Source organism: Microbacterium sp. CGR2, from assembly GCF_003626735.1.
Lineage (GTDB): Bacteria > Actinomycetota > Actinomycetes > Actinomycetales > Microbacteriaceae > Microbacterium.
The window spans coordinates 1,485,580-1,501,711 of the sequence record NZ_RBHX01000001.1; the positions used below are offsets into that span (position 1 = coordinate 1,485,580).

General features: G+C 69.7%; 9 protein-coding genes. All 9 read left to right on the forward strand.

Translation table 11 applies throughout. The features are described 5' to 3' along the window. Genes D7252_RS07415 through D7252_RS07465 form a run of 9 tightly spaced genes read left to right on the forward strand, consistent with a single transcriptional unit; the run spans position 1 to position 16,046 of the window. Positions 1-972 carry a MoxR family ATPase gene (locus D7252_RS07415; RefSeq protein ID WP_120774797.1) on the forward strand — a complete coding sequence of 324 codons (972 nt, stop codon included), beginning with the start codon at positions 1-3 and terminating at the stop codon, positions 970-972. After that, positions 972-2,234, forward strand: a complete 1,263-nt coding sequence (locus D7252_RS07420; protein ID WP_120774798.1) for a DUF58 domain-containing protein — start codon at positions 972-974, stop codon at positions 2,232-2,234. The genes D7252_RS07415 and D7252_RS07420 overlap by 1 nt, the downstream gene beginning before the upstream one ends. After that, positions 2,231-4,675, forward strand: a complete 2,445-nt coding sequence (locus D7252_RS07425; protein ID WP_120774799.1) for a transglutaminase domain-containing protein — start codon at positions 2,231-2,233, stop codon at positions 4,673-4,675. Before D7252_RS07420 ends, D7252_RS07425 begins: the two co-directional genes overlap by 4 nt. After that, positions 4,672-6,093 (forward strand): RDD family protein, encoded by a 1,422-nt coding sequence (locus tag D7252_RS07430; protein ID WP_120774800.1) that lies wholly within the window; start codon positions 4,672-4,674, stop codon positions 6,091-6,093. The genes D7252_RS07425 and D7252_RS07430 overlap by 4 nt, the downstream gene beginning before the upstream one ends. Then, the gene (locus tag D7252_RS07435) at positions 6,090-6,905 is read left to right on the forward strand and encodes a PP2C family serine/threonine-protein phosphatase (protein ID WP_120774801.1); all 816 of its coding nucleotides are present in this window, start codon (positions 6,090-6,092) and stop codon (positions 6,903-6,905) included. The genes D7252_RS07430 and D7252_RS07435 overlap by 4 nt, the downstream gene beginning before the upstream one ends. Next, positions 6,905-8,344, forward strand: a complete 1,440-nt coding sequence (locus D7252_RS19960) for an FHA domain-containing protein (protein WP_183055212.1) — start codon at positions 6,905-6,907, stop codon at positions 8,342-8,344. The genes D7252_RS07435 and D7252_RS19960 overlap by 1 nt, the downstream gene beginning before the upstream one ends. Beyond that, the gene (locus D7252_RS07455) at positions 8,341-9,972 is read left to right on the forward strand and encodes a serine/threonine-protein kinase (RefSeq protein WP_120774804.1); all 1,632 of its coding nucleotides are present in this window, start codon (positions 8,341-8,343) and stop codon (positions 9,970-9,972) included. The genes D7252_RS19960 and D7252_RS07455 overlap by 4 nt, the downstream gene beginning before the upstream one ends. After that, on the forward strand, positions 9,972-11,468 hold the full coding sequence (locus tag D7252_RS20505) for an RDD family protein (RefSeq protein ID WP_120774805.1): 1,497 nt from the start codon (positions 9,972-9,974) through the stop codon (positions 11,466-11,468). The genes D7252_RS07455 and D7252_RS20505 overlap by 1 nt, the downstream gene beginning before the upstream one ends. Positions 11,469-11,525: 57 nt before the next feature. Further along, positions 11,526-16,046, forward strand: a complete 4,521-nt coding sequence (locus D7252_RS07465; RefSeq protein WP_120774806.1) for an FtsK/SpoIIIE domain-containing protein — start codon at positions 11,526-11,528, stop codon at positions 16,044-16,046. Positions 16,047-16,132 lie beyond the last annotated feature (86 nt).

The following is a 16,132-nucleotide window of genomic DNA, read 5'->3' on the forward strand; positions in this document are numbered from 1 at the left end:
ATGACAATGACTCCTGAGCAGGCGGCCTGGTTCCACGGCACCTTCCAGCGCCTGGTGGACAACATCGACAAGGCCGTGCAGGGCAAGCGCGAGATCGTCGGCCTCGTGCTCTCCGCCATGCTCGCCGAGGGGCACGTCCTCCTCGAAGACGCTCCGGGCACGGGCAAGACGAGCCTCGCGAAGGCACTCGCCGCGACCGTCCAGGGCACGAGTGCGCGCATTCAGTTCACCCCCGACCTGCTGCCGTCCGACGTCACGGGTGTGACGATCTACGACCAGCAGTCGCACAAGTTCGAGTTCCACAAGGGACCGATCTTCGCGTCGATCGTCCTCGCCGACGAGATCAACCGCGCCTCGCCCAAGACGCAGTCGGCCCTGCTCGAGGTCATGGAGGAGTCGCGCGTCACGGTCGACGGTGTGACCCACGAGGCCGGCCGTCCGTTCCTGGTGATCGCGACACAGAACCCCATCGAGCAGGCGGGAACGTACAAGCTGCCCGAGGCGCAGCTCGACCGCTTCCTGGTCAAGACATCGATCGGATACCCGGACCTCGCGGTGACCGAAAGCATTCTGGCCGGAGCATCCGACCGCAACCCGTCCGCGGGCCTGTCGGCCATCATCACCACGAGTGCTGTCGCCGACATGGCTGATCTGGCGGCATCCGTCCACGTCGAGCCGGCACTGCTGCGCTACGTGGCGGAACTCACCGAGGCCACACGAGCGGACTCGGCGACCCGTCTGGGCGTGTCGGTGCGTGGCGCGATCGCGATGATCCGCATCGCGAAGGTGTGGGCGGCCGCGCACGGGCGCCACTTCGTGCTCCCGGACGACATCAAGACCCTGGCGCTTCCCGTCTGGCAGCACCGTCTGATCCTCGATGCCGAGGCGGAGTTCGCGGGCACGAACAGCGATGCTGTGATCGCGCGCGTACTCGACGGGGTCGCAGCACCGCAGGCACGAGCAGCGGCCTGATGACAGCGGAGGCATACTCGGTCGCGCCCGCCCCGACGGAACGCGACGCCGGTTGGCGTGACATCGCGGCTGTCGTCGGCGCGCGCGTGCTGACGCGCCTCCGTCTGATCACTGCGGCCATCCGCCCGCTGGCCTGGGTCCTGATGGCGCTCGCCGTCGTCTTCTGGGTTCTCGGTCAGATCGCCGGCTGGTCGGAGTTCACGGTCGCCGCGATCGTCATCGCGATCACGGTCGCGTTGTGCGCGCTGTTCCTGATCGGACGCACCGCCTATGACGTCTCGCTCGACCTGGCGCGCACCCGGGTCGTGGTGGGCGAGCGGGCGGTCGGTGGACTGACGCTCGCCAACCGCGGGAACCGCGCGATCCTGCCCTCCCGCATCGTTCTGCCGGTGGGCTCCGGACGCGGTGAGTTCGGCATTCAGCGCCTGGCGCCCGGCGAGGAGGCGGAAGAGCTCTTCGCCATCCCGACGCAGCGGCGCGGCGTCGTGAAGGTCGGTCCGGTGAGCGTCGTCCGCGGCGATCCGCTCGGCCTGTTCGAGCGCGCACATCGTCGCGATGACCCCGTCGACCTCTTCGTGCACCCGCGCACCGTTCTCTTCGACGGGCAGTCGCTGGGGTACCTGCGCGACCTCGAGGGGCTTCCGGCGGCCGATCTCTCCCGCGACGACGTGTCGTTCCATGCGCTCCTCGAGTATCAGCCCGGCGACGACCTTCGGCACGTGCATTGGCGCTCCACCGCCCGCACCGGGACGATGATGGTTCGCCAGTACGAGGAGACACGCCGGTCGCACTTCGTCATCGGCCTCTCCCGCTCGAGCGGCGACTATGCGCAGGACGATGATTTCGAACTCGCCGTGTCCGCCGCCGGCTCGATCGGACTCCGCGCGCTCCGCGACTCGCAGCGCGTCGACATGCGGGTGCAGGGGCGCGAGGTGCCCGCAGGCACCGGGAAGCAGCTGCTGGACTCGCTGTCGGCAGTGGAGAGCAGCAAGCCCAAGGAGGGCGGCATCGCCGATCTCGCCGGGATCATGTCGGCGACGATGCCGTTGGCGAGCGTCGTCGTGCTCGTCTGCGGTTCACGGGTGAGTGCCGACGACCTGCGCCTGGCGTGTTCCCGGCTCCCGTACGGGGCCAGAGCGCTCGCGGTCGTCGCGGACACGTCGGTGTCCTCCCCCGCGCTGCGGCGGATCGGAGAGGCCGACGTCGTCACCATCGGCGCGCTCAACCAGGTTCCGCTCGCTCTGCAGAAGGTGCTCGCATGACCGCGCCCGCCGCCCCCGCCCGGTCGTCGAGCGAGCGGAGCGAGACGAAACGCCCTGCCGCGTCCGAGATCTCCGTCCGCCGCTGGGTTCTCGACCTCGGGGCCACGGCGCTGCTGGTGATCGTCGCGATGATCGGTTTCTGGCCGACCTTCGCGGGACCGTCCTTCCTCCCGGCGGCCATCGGCGGTGTCGTCCTCGGCCTCGCGATCTCCGCGGCCGCGGCATGGCGGCGCTGGGGCATCCTGGTCATCACCGGCCTCACGATCGCCGCCTACTTCGTCTTCGGTGCCGCTCTGGCTCTCCCGCAGACGGCCATCCTCGGCGTGATCCCGAGCCTGGAGACGCTGCAGAAGCTCGCCGTCGGCCCGGTGACCGCGTGGAAGCAGATGCTCACCACGGTCGCACCGGTCGCCGCGTCGGACGGGCACCTGCTCGTGCCTTACCTGCTGGCCCTGGTCGCCACCGTGTTGACGGCGTCTCTCGCGCTGCGGCTTTCGCACGTGGCATGGGCGCTGTTGCCCGCCGGCGTGTTGTTGATGCTGGTCATCGCGCTCGGAACGCCGGAACCGGCGTTCCCGGTGGTGCAGGGGCTGGTGTTCGCCGTGGTGAGTATCGCCTGGTTGGCGCTGCGTCAGCTGTGGGCTCCGCAGAACGCGGCGGTTTCGGTGGGCGAGGTCGATCCGTCCCGCGCCAGCCACATGCGCACGCGGCGTCTGCTGGCCGGAGTCGCCGTCCTCGCGGTCGCGGGGGCTGCGGGCGTCGCCACCAGCGCGATCGCCGCCCCGGCACAGCCGCGTCATGTCTTCCGAGACGTGATCATCCCGCCGTTCGACATCCGTGACTATCCGAGCCCTCTGCAGGCGTTCCGTAAGAACGTGCGCGATGCGGTCGACGACACTCTCTTCACGGTGCAGGGGCTGCCCAAGGGCGCGCGGGTGCGCACCGCGGTCATGGATCAGTTCGATGGAATGGTCTACAACGTCACGGACGGCGGTCCGACGTCGTCCAGCGCGTTCTCGCCGTTGCGTTCCAACATGTCCCCGGAGGCCGAGGGCGTCCCGGTCACGCTCAAGATCGCCATCGAGGACTACAACGGCGTGTGGATGCCGACGGCCGGTCAGCTGTCGGAGATCCGCTTCCGCGGCGATCGCGAGGAAGAGCTGCGTCGCGGCACCTATGTGAACACCATGACCGGCACCGCCGTGGCCACCCCGAAGCTCGCGAAGGGCGATGAGTACACGGTCGACGCCGTGATGCCTGCCGAACTCGACGACAAGCAGCTCGCCGAGGTGCCCTTCGGCACGGTGGCGATGCCCAAGCCGAGCAACGTCCCCGAAGAGCTCACGACGCTGGCCGCCGAGACGGTCGCGAGTGCCGAGACGCCGATCGAGCAGGTGCGCGCCCTGGAGAGCTTCCTCGCCGAGGGCGGATTCTTCAGCCACGGGTTGGAGGGCGAGGTCCTCTCGCGTGCCGGGCATACGGCGGAACGCGTCTCGACGCTCGTCGGCGGCGACCAGATGATCGGTGACGACGAGCAGTACTCGGTCACGATGGCGCTCCTGGCCGGCGAACTCGGCATCCCGGCGCGGGTGGTGATGGGGTACTACCCCGACGAGGAGCAGGAGGGCGAGGCGACCTTCACGGCGACCGGCGACAATGTCCACGCCTGGGTCGAGGTCAACTTCGAAGGGGTCGGCTGGCTCACCTTCAACCCGACGCCGCCCGAGGACCAGGTTCCGAACGACCAGAACACCAAGCCGCGCGTCGATCCGAAACCGCAGGTGCTGCAGCCGCCGCCGCCGCCGCAGGAGCCCGTGGACCTGCCGCCGACGTTGCCCGACGACCGCGAGTCCGAGGACGAGAATCTGAACCTCGCCGGCCTCATCGGCGCGATCCTCCTCATCGGCGGCATCTCGCTGGCCGTCATCGCCATCCTCGCGTCTCCGTTCATCGTCATCGGTGCGTGGAAAGCATCCAAGCGGCGGGCGCGTCGAGCTGCGGAGCGCACAGCTGACCGCATCAGCGGTGGCTGGGACGAGCTCACCGACCGCGCCGTCGACTACGGTGCGAGACTCCCCGCGGGTGGCACGCGCACCGAAGAGGCATCCACGCTGGTGGAGACGCTTGCGGTGCCGCAGGTGGCAGGGCTCGCCGTGCGGGCCGACGCCGACGTCTTCGGACCCAGCGAACCGACGCCTCAGGATGTCGAGGCGTTCTGGACCGAGGTCGATTCCATCGTGGGTGACCTGGGCAAGGATGCCGGATTCTGGAAGCGCACGAAAGCGCGACTGAGTCTGCGATCGCTGCTGGGTGGCTCTGCTCTGTCCTCCGGGCTGCAGGGGCTGAAGGATGCCGCCGCCGCGCGCGTGCGGCGGGAACCTGGCACCATCGATAGAAGCAGTACGTCTTCCCCCGTCGCACCCGAGAGCGAGACCTCATGACGCAGCCCGCGTTCGCCCAGATCGCGCCGATCTCCCGCCGCGCCATCGGCTACCTCATCGACGCTCTCATCGCGGGCGGGCTGACGATCGTGCTCGGTGGCCTCCTGATCGTCATCGCGACCCTCAGCGGCAGCGCTCAGGGGATGCTCGCGACGCTCGCGATCGGCGGGCCGCTGGTCTCGCTGCTGCTGTTGGGCTGGTTCGTGGTCTACACCCTGATGCAGGCGGGCAAGGGCTCGATCGGAATGCGCGCGCAGGGGCTGCGCCTTGTCTCCGCCCGCGACGACCTGCCGCTGGGCTTCGGGCGGACTCTGCTGCGCAACATCATCTTCGGCCTGTCGGCCTCGATCGTCGTAGGCTACTTCACCCCTCTGTTCGACGGTTCGGGTCGTTTCCAGGGCTGGCACGACAAGGTCGCCGGCTCGCTGATGCTGGATGCTCGTGCTGCGGCGTCTCCCGCCGGAACGGCGTCTGCGTCGGCATCGGGTTCGTCATCGGGGCTCGCGCCTGCCGCCGCAGCGGGACAGCAGTTCGCTTCCGGACGCCCCGGGCCGCCGCTTCGTCCCGGTGCTCCCGCGATTCCCGGCATCCCGCAACCCGCCTCGCCCGCTGCCCCCGCGCAGCCGGCGACGCCCTCTTTTGGTGCTCCTGCAGCTGCGGCGCAGGCCCCCGCTGCACAGGGCGTCGGCCAGCCGATGCCCGCCGCCCCGGCTGCGCCGGCGTTTCCGACCCCGTCGCTTCCGCCCACGCCTCCGCGCCCGACGGTGCCGGCGGAATCGCAGGCCGACTCCGGTTCCCTGATCGCCTTCGTTCCCGGCATCACACAGGATGCTCCGCCTCCGCGTGTTGCTCCGGTGCCGGCCGAGTCCGACCTCGATGTCACCGTCAGGCAGCCGGCGGGCTTCCCATCCGCGGCACCTTCCTCTGCGCCGAGCGTGCCCGTCGCGCCCGCCGCTTCCGCTCCGCCTGCGTCTGTCGCGCCGGCCGCCGCTGGGCCTGTCGCGCCGACCGTCGCTGAGTCTGTCGCCCCGGCCGCTTCCGAGCCTGTCGCGCCCGAGGCGGAGGACCTCGAAGACACCCGGATCAGCATCCCGGGCCATCGACTCGTGTTCACCTGGGACGACGGAACGCGCATCTCGGTCTCCCGCCGCACGATCTTCGGTCGCAATCCCGCTCCGGAAGAGGGCGCGATGCTCGTCCCGGTCCGCGACGAGACTCTCTCACTCTCCAAGACGCACTTCGAAGCGGCGGCGGAGCCTGCCGGGGGCTGGGTCCTCGATCGGCATTCGACCAACGGGATGACGATCGTCCGCGAAGGGCAGCGCATCGCGTGCCCTGCGGGTCAGCGGGTCCCGGTGCGGCTCGGTGATGCGATCGAGATCGGCGACCGCATCGTGACGATCGGGGGATACGCGTGAGGCCCGCGCTCCTCGTCTCGACGGGGTCGGCCACGCATCCGGGGCTCCGTCGCGCTCTCAACGAGGACGCGCATCTCGCGAGCGCGCCGGTGTTCGTGGTCGCCGACGGCATGGGCGGCCACGAGGCAGGCGAGCGCGCGAGTGCGGCAGTGATCGCGGAGTTCTCCGGCTCGGTCGGACGCGCCTCCCTCGAGCTCGACGATGTGCGGCTCGCTCTCTCGCGGGCACGCGCGAGCGTCGAGGAGCTGTCGACCTCGGGCAACGGCCGCGCGGGCACGACGCTGAGCGGCGTCGTCATCGCGTCGGTCGACGGCATGGGGTACTGGTTGGCGGTGAACATCGGCGATTCGCGCACCTATCGACTCACCGACGGCGAGCTGGAGCAGATCAGCGTCGACCACTCCGTCGTGCAGGAGCTGATCGAGTCGGGCGAACTCAGCGTGGAAGACGCAGCGACCGATCGCCGACGCAACATCATCACCCGGGCCATCGGCGCCAGCAGCACGGGAGACGCCGACTATTGGCTGTTCCCGGCGGAGCTCGGCGATCGGATCATGGTGTGCTCCGACGGCCTCACTTCGGAAGTCGCGGATGCCCGCATCCGCGAGGTGCTGCAGAGCTCGCCAGACCCGCAGGAAGCGGCCGACATCCTCGTCGCGGAGGCGGTCAGCGCAGGCGGCAGGGACAACATCACCGTCGTCGTGGTGGATGCCGTCTCGGTCGCCTCGCGACCGGGAACGCTCATGGAGACCGACTCCGACATCGATATGGACACGCGACCGCGTGAAGCCGCAGCAGGAGGGGTTCGCTGATGCAGACGATCTACCGACCGGGACAGTGGTACCTGATGGTGATCCCCGGAGCCCTCGTCGCACTCCCGCCCGACGTGCCGGGAGACGTGGTGGCGCGACTGTGGGCGCGGATGCCGGAGCAGAAGACCCTCGCCGCGGTGATCGACGTGCTGACCGCCGGCACCGGCGGGTCGTTCGCCGCGCTGCCGCCGTTCGTCGCTGCCGTGGCCGAAGGCACCGACATGCGGATCGCCCTGCGCGGCGGTGTCGCTGCGCGGGTGAGCACCGATACGGAATCCCTCGAGCTGTCGGGTGCGGAGGTGACCACCTGGAGCGAGCGCTTCGTCGGCGGCGCCACGCGCGTGGAGATCACGGTCGAGGGTGTCGCGGGTGACGCCGCTCTCCCCGTGCACAGCGGCATCGTGCGCGCAGCAGCGGTGAGCGCCGAGCTCGAGGCCGGAGACGACAGCCCGCTCGCGGGGAACGCCGGACCGGCGCCCGTGATCGAGCGTGCAGAGTCCGGTGCATCCTCCGGAGCGCTGAACGGCACCCCGGCGCCGCTGCTCGCACTGTTCGGCGCTGGTGCGCTGGCGACGCCATCCGCTGCCGCAGCTGGTTCCGATGACGCTCCTGCAGCGGAAGCCCACGGGTCTGACGCGGCAGCCGACGAGCAGGCATCCGAGAAGGAGCCCGCCGATGCCTCTGCGGTGCCCGAGCCTCAGGTGGACCCCGCTGCAGAGTCGGCTGCTGAACCGGAGTCTGCCTCGGAACCGGAGTCTGCCCCTGAGCCTGAGCCTGAGCCGGAGCCGGAGCCCGAGTCCGCACCGGCATCCGAGCCGCTGGTCGATGGAGTGACGATGGTCCCCACCGACGTCACGATCGCTCCGACGAGCGACGACGACTTCGATCAGCTCTTCGGCGCCACCGTGCACTCTGCCCCGTCCGCGGCTGCCGCACTGCCGGGAACACCGCCGCCGCTGCCGCCGGCCGTGTTCGCCGAGGGTGACCACGACGGGGCGACGATCTCGGCAGCGGAACTCCGGGCGCGCCGACAGCAGGCTCCGGCCGGCAACGATGCGCCGACGGAGGTGCTTCCGGTCAGCCCCGGTCCGACCGGTGTCACCGGCCGGGTGAGGGTCTCGACCGGCCAGGTCGTCACGCTCGATCGCACCGTCATCATCGGTCGTCGGCCTCGTTCGACCCGAGCCAGTGGGGCCAATCTGCCGCATCTGGTCGCGGTGGACAGCCCCCAGCAGGACATCTCGCGCAGTCACCTCGAGATCCGTCCGGAGGCTGACACCGTCGTGGTCGTGGATCTTCACACCACCAACGGGTCGACGCTGATTCGCCCCGGCTCGGACCCGATGCGCCTGCACCCCGGCGAGCAGACGCTCGTCCTCTCCGGAGACGTGGTGGACCTCGGCGACGGGGTGACGGTCGCCTTCGAGGACCTGCCGTGAGCAGACGGCCCTCTCCGCCGCCGGAGCTGCCCGGCTTCACGTATCTCGAGCTGTTGGGTACCGGCGGCTTCGCCGACGTCTTCCTGTATGCGCAGGAGATGCCGCGGCGTCGCGTAGCGGTCAAGGTGCTGCTCGCCGACCGCATCTCGGGCGGCGCGGCTCAGGAGTTCACCGACGAGGCGAACGTCATGGCGATGCTCTCGACGCATCCGGCGATCGTCACGATCTACCAGGCGGGTGTCGCGGGCGACGGGCGGCCGTACCTCGTGATGGAGTACTGCCCCCGGCCCAACCTGCAGCTGCGTGCTCGGAGGGAGCCTTTCTCGGTCGCGGAGGCACTGCGGGTCGGCGTGCAGGTCGCGGGAGCCGTCGAGACCGCGCATCGCGCCGGCGTGCTGCATCGCGACATCAAGCCGGCCAATATCCTCGTCACCGAGTACAACCGGCCGGCGCTGACCGACTTCGGCATCGCCTCGACGACCGGCGCCACCGGTGAGGCGTCGGGCATGTCGATCCCGTGGTCGCCGCCGGAGTCGTTCGCCGAGGTGCCCCAGAGCGGTCCGCGCACCGACGTCTGGGCGCTGGGCGCCACGCTCTACACCCTGCTCGCCGGACGCACGCCCTTCGAACGGGCGGGGGAGCGCAACTCCAGCGCCGACCTGATCGAGCGCATCGAGCGTGCGGCGCTGCCATCGCTCGGGCGCCCGGACTCACCGGCCAGCCTGCAGCGCGTGCTCGAGCGTGCCATGGCCAAGAACCCTGACGACAGATTCCCCAGTGCCGTCGCGTTCGCCCGAGCCCTGCAGAAGGTGCAGATCGAGCTCTCGCACTCGGTCACCCCGATCGACATCGTCGACGATCATCCCCCCGCCGAAGATCTGGAAGACGACGGGGATGGCCTGACCCGGGTCCGCGAGATCGTCAGCATCGACCCGGATGTCGCCGCGTTCACCCGACCGTCCGCCACGACCCAGCCCAAGGGCCCCTGGCCGTTGCCGGATGTGCCGCGTTTCGACGCGCCACAGCGAGCGGACGCCGTGGACGGGGCGACCCAGATGCCTGGCCCGGCGGCGAGCAGATCGCCGGAAGCGGAAGATCGCACCATCCTCCGCCCGCCGATGGTCGTCGCACCGCAGGCACCGGCATCCCTTGCTCCCGCATCACCTGCTCTGCAGACGCCGCCCGCGTCGGTCGCCGAACCCGCCGCCCCGGCACCGCGGCGCGACCGCCGGGGGCTGTGGATCACGCTGGCCGCCGTCGTGACGCTCATCGTCGTCGTCGGCACGATCGTCGGTCTCAACGCGCTGGTCGCAGGCATCGAGACCCCACCGGAAACCGAAGAGACGGCGGAGCCGCAGGACGTGGTGTCGGACTTCGTCCCGAAGGTCTCGGATCTGGTGGGTGCCCGCGCAGGCGGTCAGGTCTCGTTCACGTGGACGAACGAGGCCGCTCAGGACGGGGATTCCTTCATCTGGACCGTCGTCAATGTCTCGGGCGAAGTGGATCCGCAGCGCACCGAGGAGCCGAAAGCTCAGTTCGCTGCCGGATCGGGCACTGTCTGCATCGATGTGATGCTCCGCCGAGAGGATGGGCGGGTCTCGGAGCCGGCCCGCGGGTGCGTCGACTGATGGTGTGGGAGATCGACGAGCAGACCCAGGAGATCGAGGGGCTCGACGCAACGGGCCGCCCGGATCCGGCCTACGCGGCCGCCTTGGGGCTGCTGCGTGCTCCATTCGGTCGCCGCGCGCTCGCCGCGATCTCGGACGCAGCGATCTGGGTCGTACTGCAGTTGCCCCTCTGGTTCGGAGCCATCCCGCTGCTGTTGAAACTGGCGACCGGATCGATCTCGACGTACGGGTTCGTCAACCATCCCGACTTCGTGCTCGCCATCGTCATGGCCAGCATCACGACGCTGTTCACCCTGATCTTCCTCCTCGTGCAGCTGGTCCTCCACGGACGAAAGGGCTTGACGATCGGAAAAGGCTTCACCGGCCTGCGCAGCGTCAACGTGCGCACGTTGGAGCGCCCAGGAGTCGGGGCCGTGCTGCTGAGGTTCCTCGTCGTGATGGTCTCCGGCGTCGTACCCGTGCTCGGACCTGCACTCATCCTCAGCTCACCGACCTTCGACCCGGAAGGCCGCGGGCGCGGGCTCCACGACAAGGCCTCGAAGGTCTGGCTGGTCGACATCCGCAACGGGCTGAACCCCTATGACGAGAAACGGATGCGCGTCGCCCGCAAGGTCGTCAAGACGGCACCCACGCCCGAGCGCTCCGCACTGCCCTCTCTCGCCACTCCCATGGACCCGACGGAGCAGCCGCAGTACCGCCCGGGCAACCGCGTCAGCGCCGGTGTCCTCGGTGTGGCCCGGCCGTATGAGCCGCACGAGCGCCCGACCGTCGGTCTCCCGCAGGGTGTCCCGTCGGTCGGCGTCGTTCAGAACGAAGCGGGAAAGCCCGTGCTCGGCGGATACCGGGTTGCCGACGGCGATCGCGTCGGCGAATCCCGGACTTCCGGTTCGGATGCTTCGGCATCGCTGCGTTCGCCCGCCGCACCCCTGCCGGCTCCCACGCCCGCCGCACCGGCTCCCACGCCCGCCGCACCGGCTCCCGCGCCCGCCGCACCGGCTCCCGCGCCGACTCCGCAGCCTGTGCCCGTCGCGCAGCCGTCACCCGAGCCCCAGGCGCCACCCACGCCGCCGCAGGCTCCCGCGCTCCAGCCCGCTTCCGCGCCTCAGCCCGAGTCCGCACCTCAGCCCGAGCTCCTGCGACCACCGGCGCCGACGCCGACGACGCGGGCCACGCTGCGGTTCGGTCTGCGCTTCGACACGGGCGAGAGCATCCTGGTCTCCGAGATCGTCGTGCTGGGGCGCAACCCCGACGCGACGGGGCATCCCGGTGCGCGAGCGATCGCCCTGACCGACGACAGCCGTTCGCTGTCCAAGACCCATATGGTGGTGCGCCCGGTCGATGGTGGGATCGAGATCGTCGACTGCCACTCCACGAACGGGTCGGGGCTCGTCCGCGACGGTGCGGAATATGCTGTCGCTCCGGGCGCGCCGACACTCGCGACCGAGGGCGACATGATCCGGCTCGGCGACCGTGTCGCGGCCGTGGTCCGGCTGTGACCGAGGTGAACGAGCGATGATGGTCGCTGGCACGCGCCGCGAAACTGGGGGAGAAGCATGAGGCTGAAGCTGACCTTGCATCGCCAAGGCGGTGTTCCCGTCGACATCGTGATCAAGACGGACTCGACGGCCACCGCGGCCGATGTCGCGCGTCATGTCGCGACAGCGGACCCGACCCGGTCGACGCCTGTCGCCGAGGGCGATGTGGTCACGCTCGCCGTCGCCCCTCCCACCGGTGACCGTCTCGTGCCCCTGCAGCCCGATGTGCCGATCGGCGAAGCGCCGATCGGGTCCGGGTTCGCAGCATCCATCGTCAACTACGGGCCCGACTACGCCGCTGCCGGTCAGCGGGACGTCGTCGGCGTGCTGGTCGCGACATCCGGAGCGTTGGCCGGTCAGGAGTTCCCGATCAGCGCCGGGCACGTGTTCCTCGGCCGAGACGCGGTCAACGACGTCGTCCTCAGTGATCCGATGGTGTCGAAGCGGCACGCCCGCCTCGAAGTCGGCACCCACATCGAGGTCGTCGACCTGAACTCCGCGAACGGCGTGCTCGTCGACGGCATCGCCGTCCAGCGCGTCCGCGTCGAGGAGGGGGAGCCGTTCGTCATCGGCGGCACCACCCTCGTCCTGCGTCTCGCGCGGACGTTCGACGGGTCGGCGACGGAAGATCCGATCATCGAACGAGGCGGCGGGTTGCTTTTCAACCGCAGCCCGCGCGTCGAGGTGCGCTACCCCGGCACGCTGTTCAAGGTGCCGCGGCTTCCCACCGAGAAGATCGGCAGGATGTTCCCCTGGCCGATCCTGATCGCCCCGATCCTCATGGGCATGGCGCTGTATGCGCTCAACGGCAATCCGCGGTCGCTTCTGATGATCGTGATGACCCCACTGATGGCGTTCGGCAACATCATCAACCAGGCTGCGCAGAGCAAGAAGGGCGAGAACCATGAGTTCCTGCTCTTCGAGCGGCAATACGAGCAACTCGAAGAGGACTTCTTCCGGGGCAAGCCGGAGGAGGAGCGTGCGCGCAACGCGGAGGCACCCCCGGTCGCCGAGGTCTTCGACCACGCCATGCGGCTCGGCCCGATGCTCTGGACGCGGCGGCCCGAGCACTGGAACTTCCTCGGTCTCCGGCTGGGCAGCTGTCGACTCCCCGCCCGCAACAGGATCGATGATGCCGAGGCGCCGGATGGTCTGCCCGACTTCATCGATCGGGTGGACAGGCTTCGTGAGCGCTATGCGTTCGTCGACGACGTCCCCGTGTTCGACACCTTCGCCGACGCGGGGTCGATCGGCATCGCCGGCCCTCAGGGGCCGGTGGCCGACACCATGCGTGGGATCGCGGTTCAGCTCTTCGGCCTGCACGCGCCCAACGACCTCGTCGCCGTCGCCTTCACGGATTCCGCGTGGACGCCGGAGCTGGAGTGGCTCAAGTGGATGCCGCACACGTCGAGCGAGCGGAGCCCGTTCCAAGACATGGCGCTGGCAGACTCCGCACCGACCGCCGCCGCCCTGCTCAGCTCGCTCGAGGAGTACGTCTCCCGCGCGGCATCCGCGGGCAGCGGCGAGCCGCGCGGTCCTTTCAAGGAGGACTGGAATCCCCTCCTGTACGGCACCGACGTCGCCAGGGCGGCGACCGAGCACAAGAGCACGCCGCCGATCTCCGTGGTCGTCTTCGTGTCGTCCGACGCGCCCGTCGACCGCGGACGCCTGACCGAGGTGCTGGAACGCGGGGCCGACCACGGCGTGCACGCGGTCTTCGTCTCGCCGACCGTGGAGTCCCTGCCGGCCGTGTGCCGCAGCTACATCGACGTCACCACCGGCCTCGAAGACGCGCAGGTGGGACTCGTCCGCAACGGCGAGAACTTCGAACACGTGCGGGTGGAAGGCGTGTCCGACGCGTATATGCAGATGCTCGCCCGACGCCTCGCTCCCGTGGTCGACGCGAGCACCGCCGTTCACGACTCGTCCGACATCCCGAGCGCGGTCATGTTCCTGCAGCTCGTGGACCCGGCGATCGCCGAAGATCCGCAGGTCGTGATCGAGCGGTGGCGGCAGAACAACACCATCGTCGATCGCACGCCGGCCCCGCGGCCACGGCTGAAGAAGTCCGGAACCCTCCGTGCCATCATCGGGCAGGGGCCGAGCGACGCGATGGCCCTCGACCTTCGCACTCAGGGTCCGCACGCCCTCGTCGGCGGCACCACCGGTGCCGGAAAGTCGGAATTCCTCCAGGCGTGGGTGCTGGGTATGGCCGCCGCGCACAGCCCCGACCGGGTGACCTTCCTCTTCGTCGACTACAAGGGCGGGTCGGCGTTCGCCGACTGCGTCGAGCTGCCGCACTGCGTGGGCCTTGTGACCGACCTGAGCCCGCACCTCGTCCGCCGTGCGCTGACCAGCCTCCGTGCCGAGCTGCAGCACCGCGAGCACCTGCTCAACCGCAAGAAGGCCAAGGATCTGCTCGAGCTCGAGAAGCGGCAGGACCCGGAGTGCCCTCCGGCGCTGGTGCTCGTGATCGACGAGTTCGCGGCATTGGCGTCCGAGATGCCGGACTTCGTCGACGGCGTCGTCGACATCGCACAGCGCGGCCGCTCCCTCGGCATCCACCTGATCATGGCCACCCAGCGGCCCGCCGGTGTGATCAAGGACAACCTGCGTGCGAACACGAACCTCCGTATCGCGCTGCGCATGGCCGATGAGGCCGATTCCCGTGACGTCGTCGACGACGGCATCGCGTCGACGTTCTCCGCGTCCATCCCCGGGCGAGCGATCGCCAAGACCGGCCCCGGGCGCCTGGTGCCGTTCCAGTCGGCCTACGCGGGCGGCTGGACCACGGATGACGATTCCGTCGCCGCTGAGGTGAGGGTGGCCGAGCTGCGCTTCGGCTCCAGCGCCGAATGGGAGCCCGACCGGCCTGCCGAGTCCGACTCGCATCTGGAGGACCTCGGTCCGAACGACCAGAAGCGCATCGTGTCGACGCTCATCCGTGCGGCCGACAAGGCGGCCCTCATGCGGCCCCGGCGTCCGTGGCTCGACGACCTGGCGCCGCTGGTCGATCTGCGCGATCTGCCGAACGAGGGGGACACCCGGATCCCGCTCGCGCTGCTGGACGTCCCGGAGAAGCAGCTGCAGCAGCCGGGAGTCTTCAATCCCGACCGCGACGGCTCGCTGGTGATCTACGGCACCTCCGGATCCGGCAAGTCGACGCTGCTCAAGACGATCGGCACCGCGGCGGGGATGCGACCGGACCGCGGCCGCGTGCAGGTGTATTGCCTCGACTTCGCCTCGGGCGCGCTCGGTGCGCTCTCGGCGCTGCCGCACGTCGGTTCGGTCGTGGACGGCGCCGACGTCGAACGCATCCAGCGTCTCCTGCGGACTCTGGACGGCGAGATGGATCGCCGTGCCGCCGCCTTCTCGGCGGCGAGTGCGGCGTCCGTCCAGGAGTACCGTGAGCTGGTGGACCCGCGGATGCCGCGCATCCTGCTCCTGATCGACAACTATCCCGAGTTCAAGAAGGACTGGGAGGTCGCGCCGGGGCGTGGGCCGTTCTACCGCATCTTCATGCGCATCCTCGGCGAGGGTCGCACCCTCGGGGTGCACACGGTCATCACCGCCGATCGCGGCAACGCGGTGCCCAGCGCGGTGGCCGCGAACATCTCGCGCCGCGTCGTCCTGCGCATGGGCGATCCGAGCCAGTACATGCTGCTGGGAACCCCTCGGGATGTCCTGGACGACCAATCCGCCCCGGGGCGGGCAATCGTCGACGGGCATGAGGCGCAGATCGCGGTGCTGGGCGGCACGATGAACGTCGTCGAGCAGACGAAGGCGCTCGCCGTGCTCGGCGACGAACTGCGCAAGGCAGGCGTGCGGGATCTGCCGGAGATCGGTGCGCTTCCGACCATGGTCCCGGTGGATGAGATGCCGGCGCAGGTCGACGGGATGCCGGTGTTCGGTGTCGCCGACGACACGCTGGCCCCCCATGGGTTCGAGCCGATCGGATCGTTCGTCATCTCCGGGCCCCCGGCGTCCGGACGGACGAACGCGCTCAAGGCGCTGGTCGTGGCGATGGAGCGCTTCGACCCGAACGTGCGCATGTACCACTTCGGCAGTCGCCGCGCGGAGCTGAAGGACTTCCGTCCGTGGGTCCGCAGCGCCACGAAGGCCGAGGACGAGAAGGAACTCGCCGCGGAACTTGCCGAGCTCGTCGTGAGCGATGCTCCCGGCGGCGGTCGCATCATGATCGTCATCGAGGACATCCCGCACCTGGCGGATGGCCCGGCGGACCGTCCGATGCGCGCGCTGCTGCAGGCGATGAACAACAGCGATCACATTCTGATCGGCGAGGCCGAGATCACTCGGGCCAGTGGCAGCATCGGCGTGCTGGGCGAGTGGAAGACCGGTCGCCAGGGCATCGTCCTCAAGCCGGACACGTACGACGGCGAGGGCATCTTCAAGACGCCGTTCGGTCGTGTCAAGCGTGCCGACTTCCCGGTCGGACGTGGCATCTTCGTGCAGGCTGGGCGGGCTGTCACCATGCAGATCCCGTTCGTCCCCGAGGCGCCTTCGGACGGGCAGCGCTGATGGGCAGAGCTGACATGGGTACCACTCCCCGTATGCTGCCGAGTGATCACGGGCTAACCTCATCTCAAGAGGCCGAAAGGGCCTGA

What these genes read in the sequence shown, in the direction of transcription:
- D7252_RS07415 (WP_120774797.1), top strand. Translation starts at nt 1, where the DNA reads ATGACAATGACTCCTGAGCAGGCGGCCTGGTTCCACGGCACCTTCCAG.
- D7252_RS07420 (WP_120774798.1), top strand. Translation starts at nt 972, where the DNA reads ATGACAGCGGAGGCATACTCGGTCGCGCCCGCCCCGACGGAACGCGAC.
- D7252_RS07425 (WP_120774799.1), top strand. Translation starts at nt 2,231, where the DNA reads ATGACCGCGCCCGCCGCCCCCGCCCGGTCGTCGAGCGAGCGGAGCGAG.
- D7252_RS07430 (WP_120774800.1), top strand. Translation starts at nt 4,672, where the DNA reads ATGACGCAGCCCGCGTTCGCCCAGATCGCGCCGATCTCCCGCCGCGCC.
- D7252_RS19960 (WP_183055212.1), top strand. Translation starts at nt 6,905, where the DNA reads ATGCAGACGATCTACCGACCGGGACAGTGGTACCTGATGGTGATCCCC.
- D7252_RS20505 (WP_120774805.1), top strand. Translation starts at nt 9,972, where the DNA reads ATGGTGTGGGAGATCGACGAGCAGACCCAGGAGATCGAGGGGCTCGAC.
- D7252_RS07465 (WP_120774806.1), top strand. Translation starts at nt 11,526, where the DNA reads ATGAGGCTGAAGCTGACCTTGCATCGCCAAGGCGGTGTTCCCGTCGAC.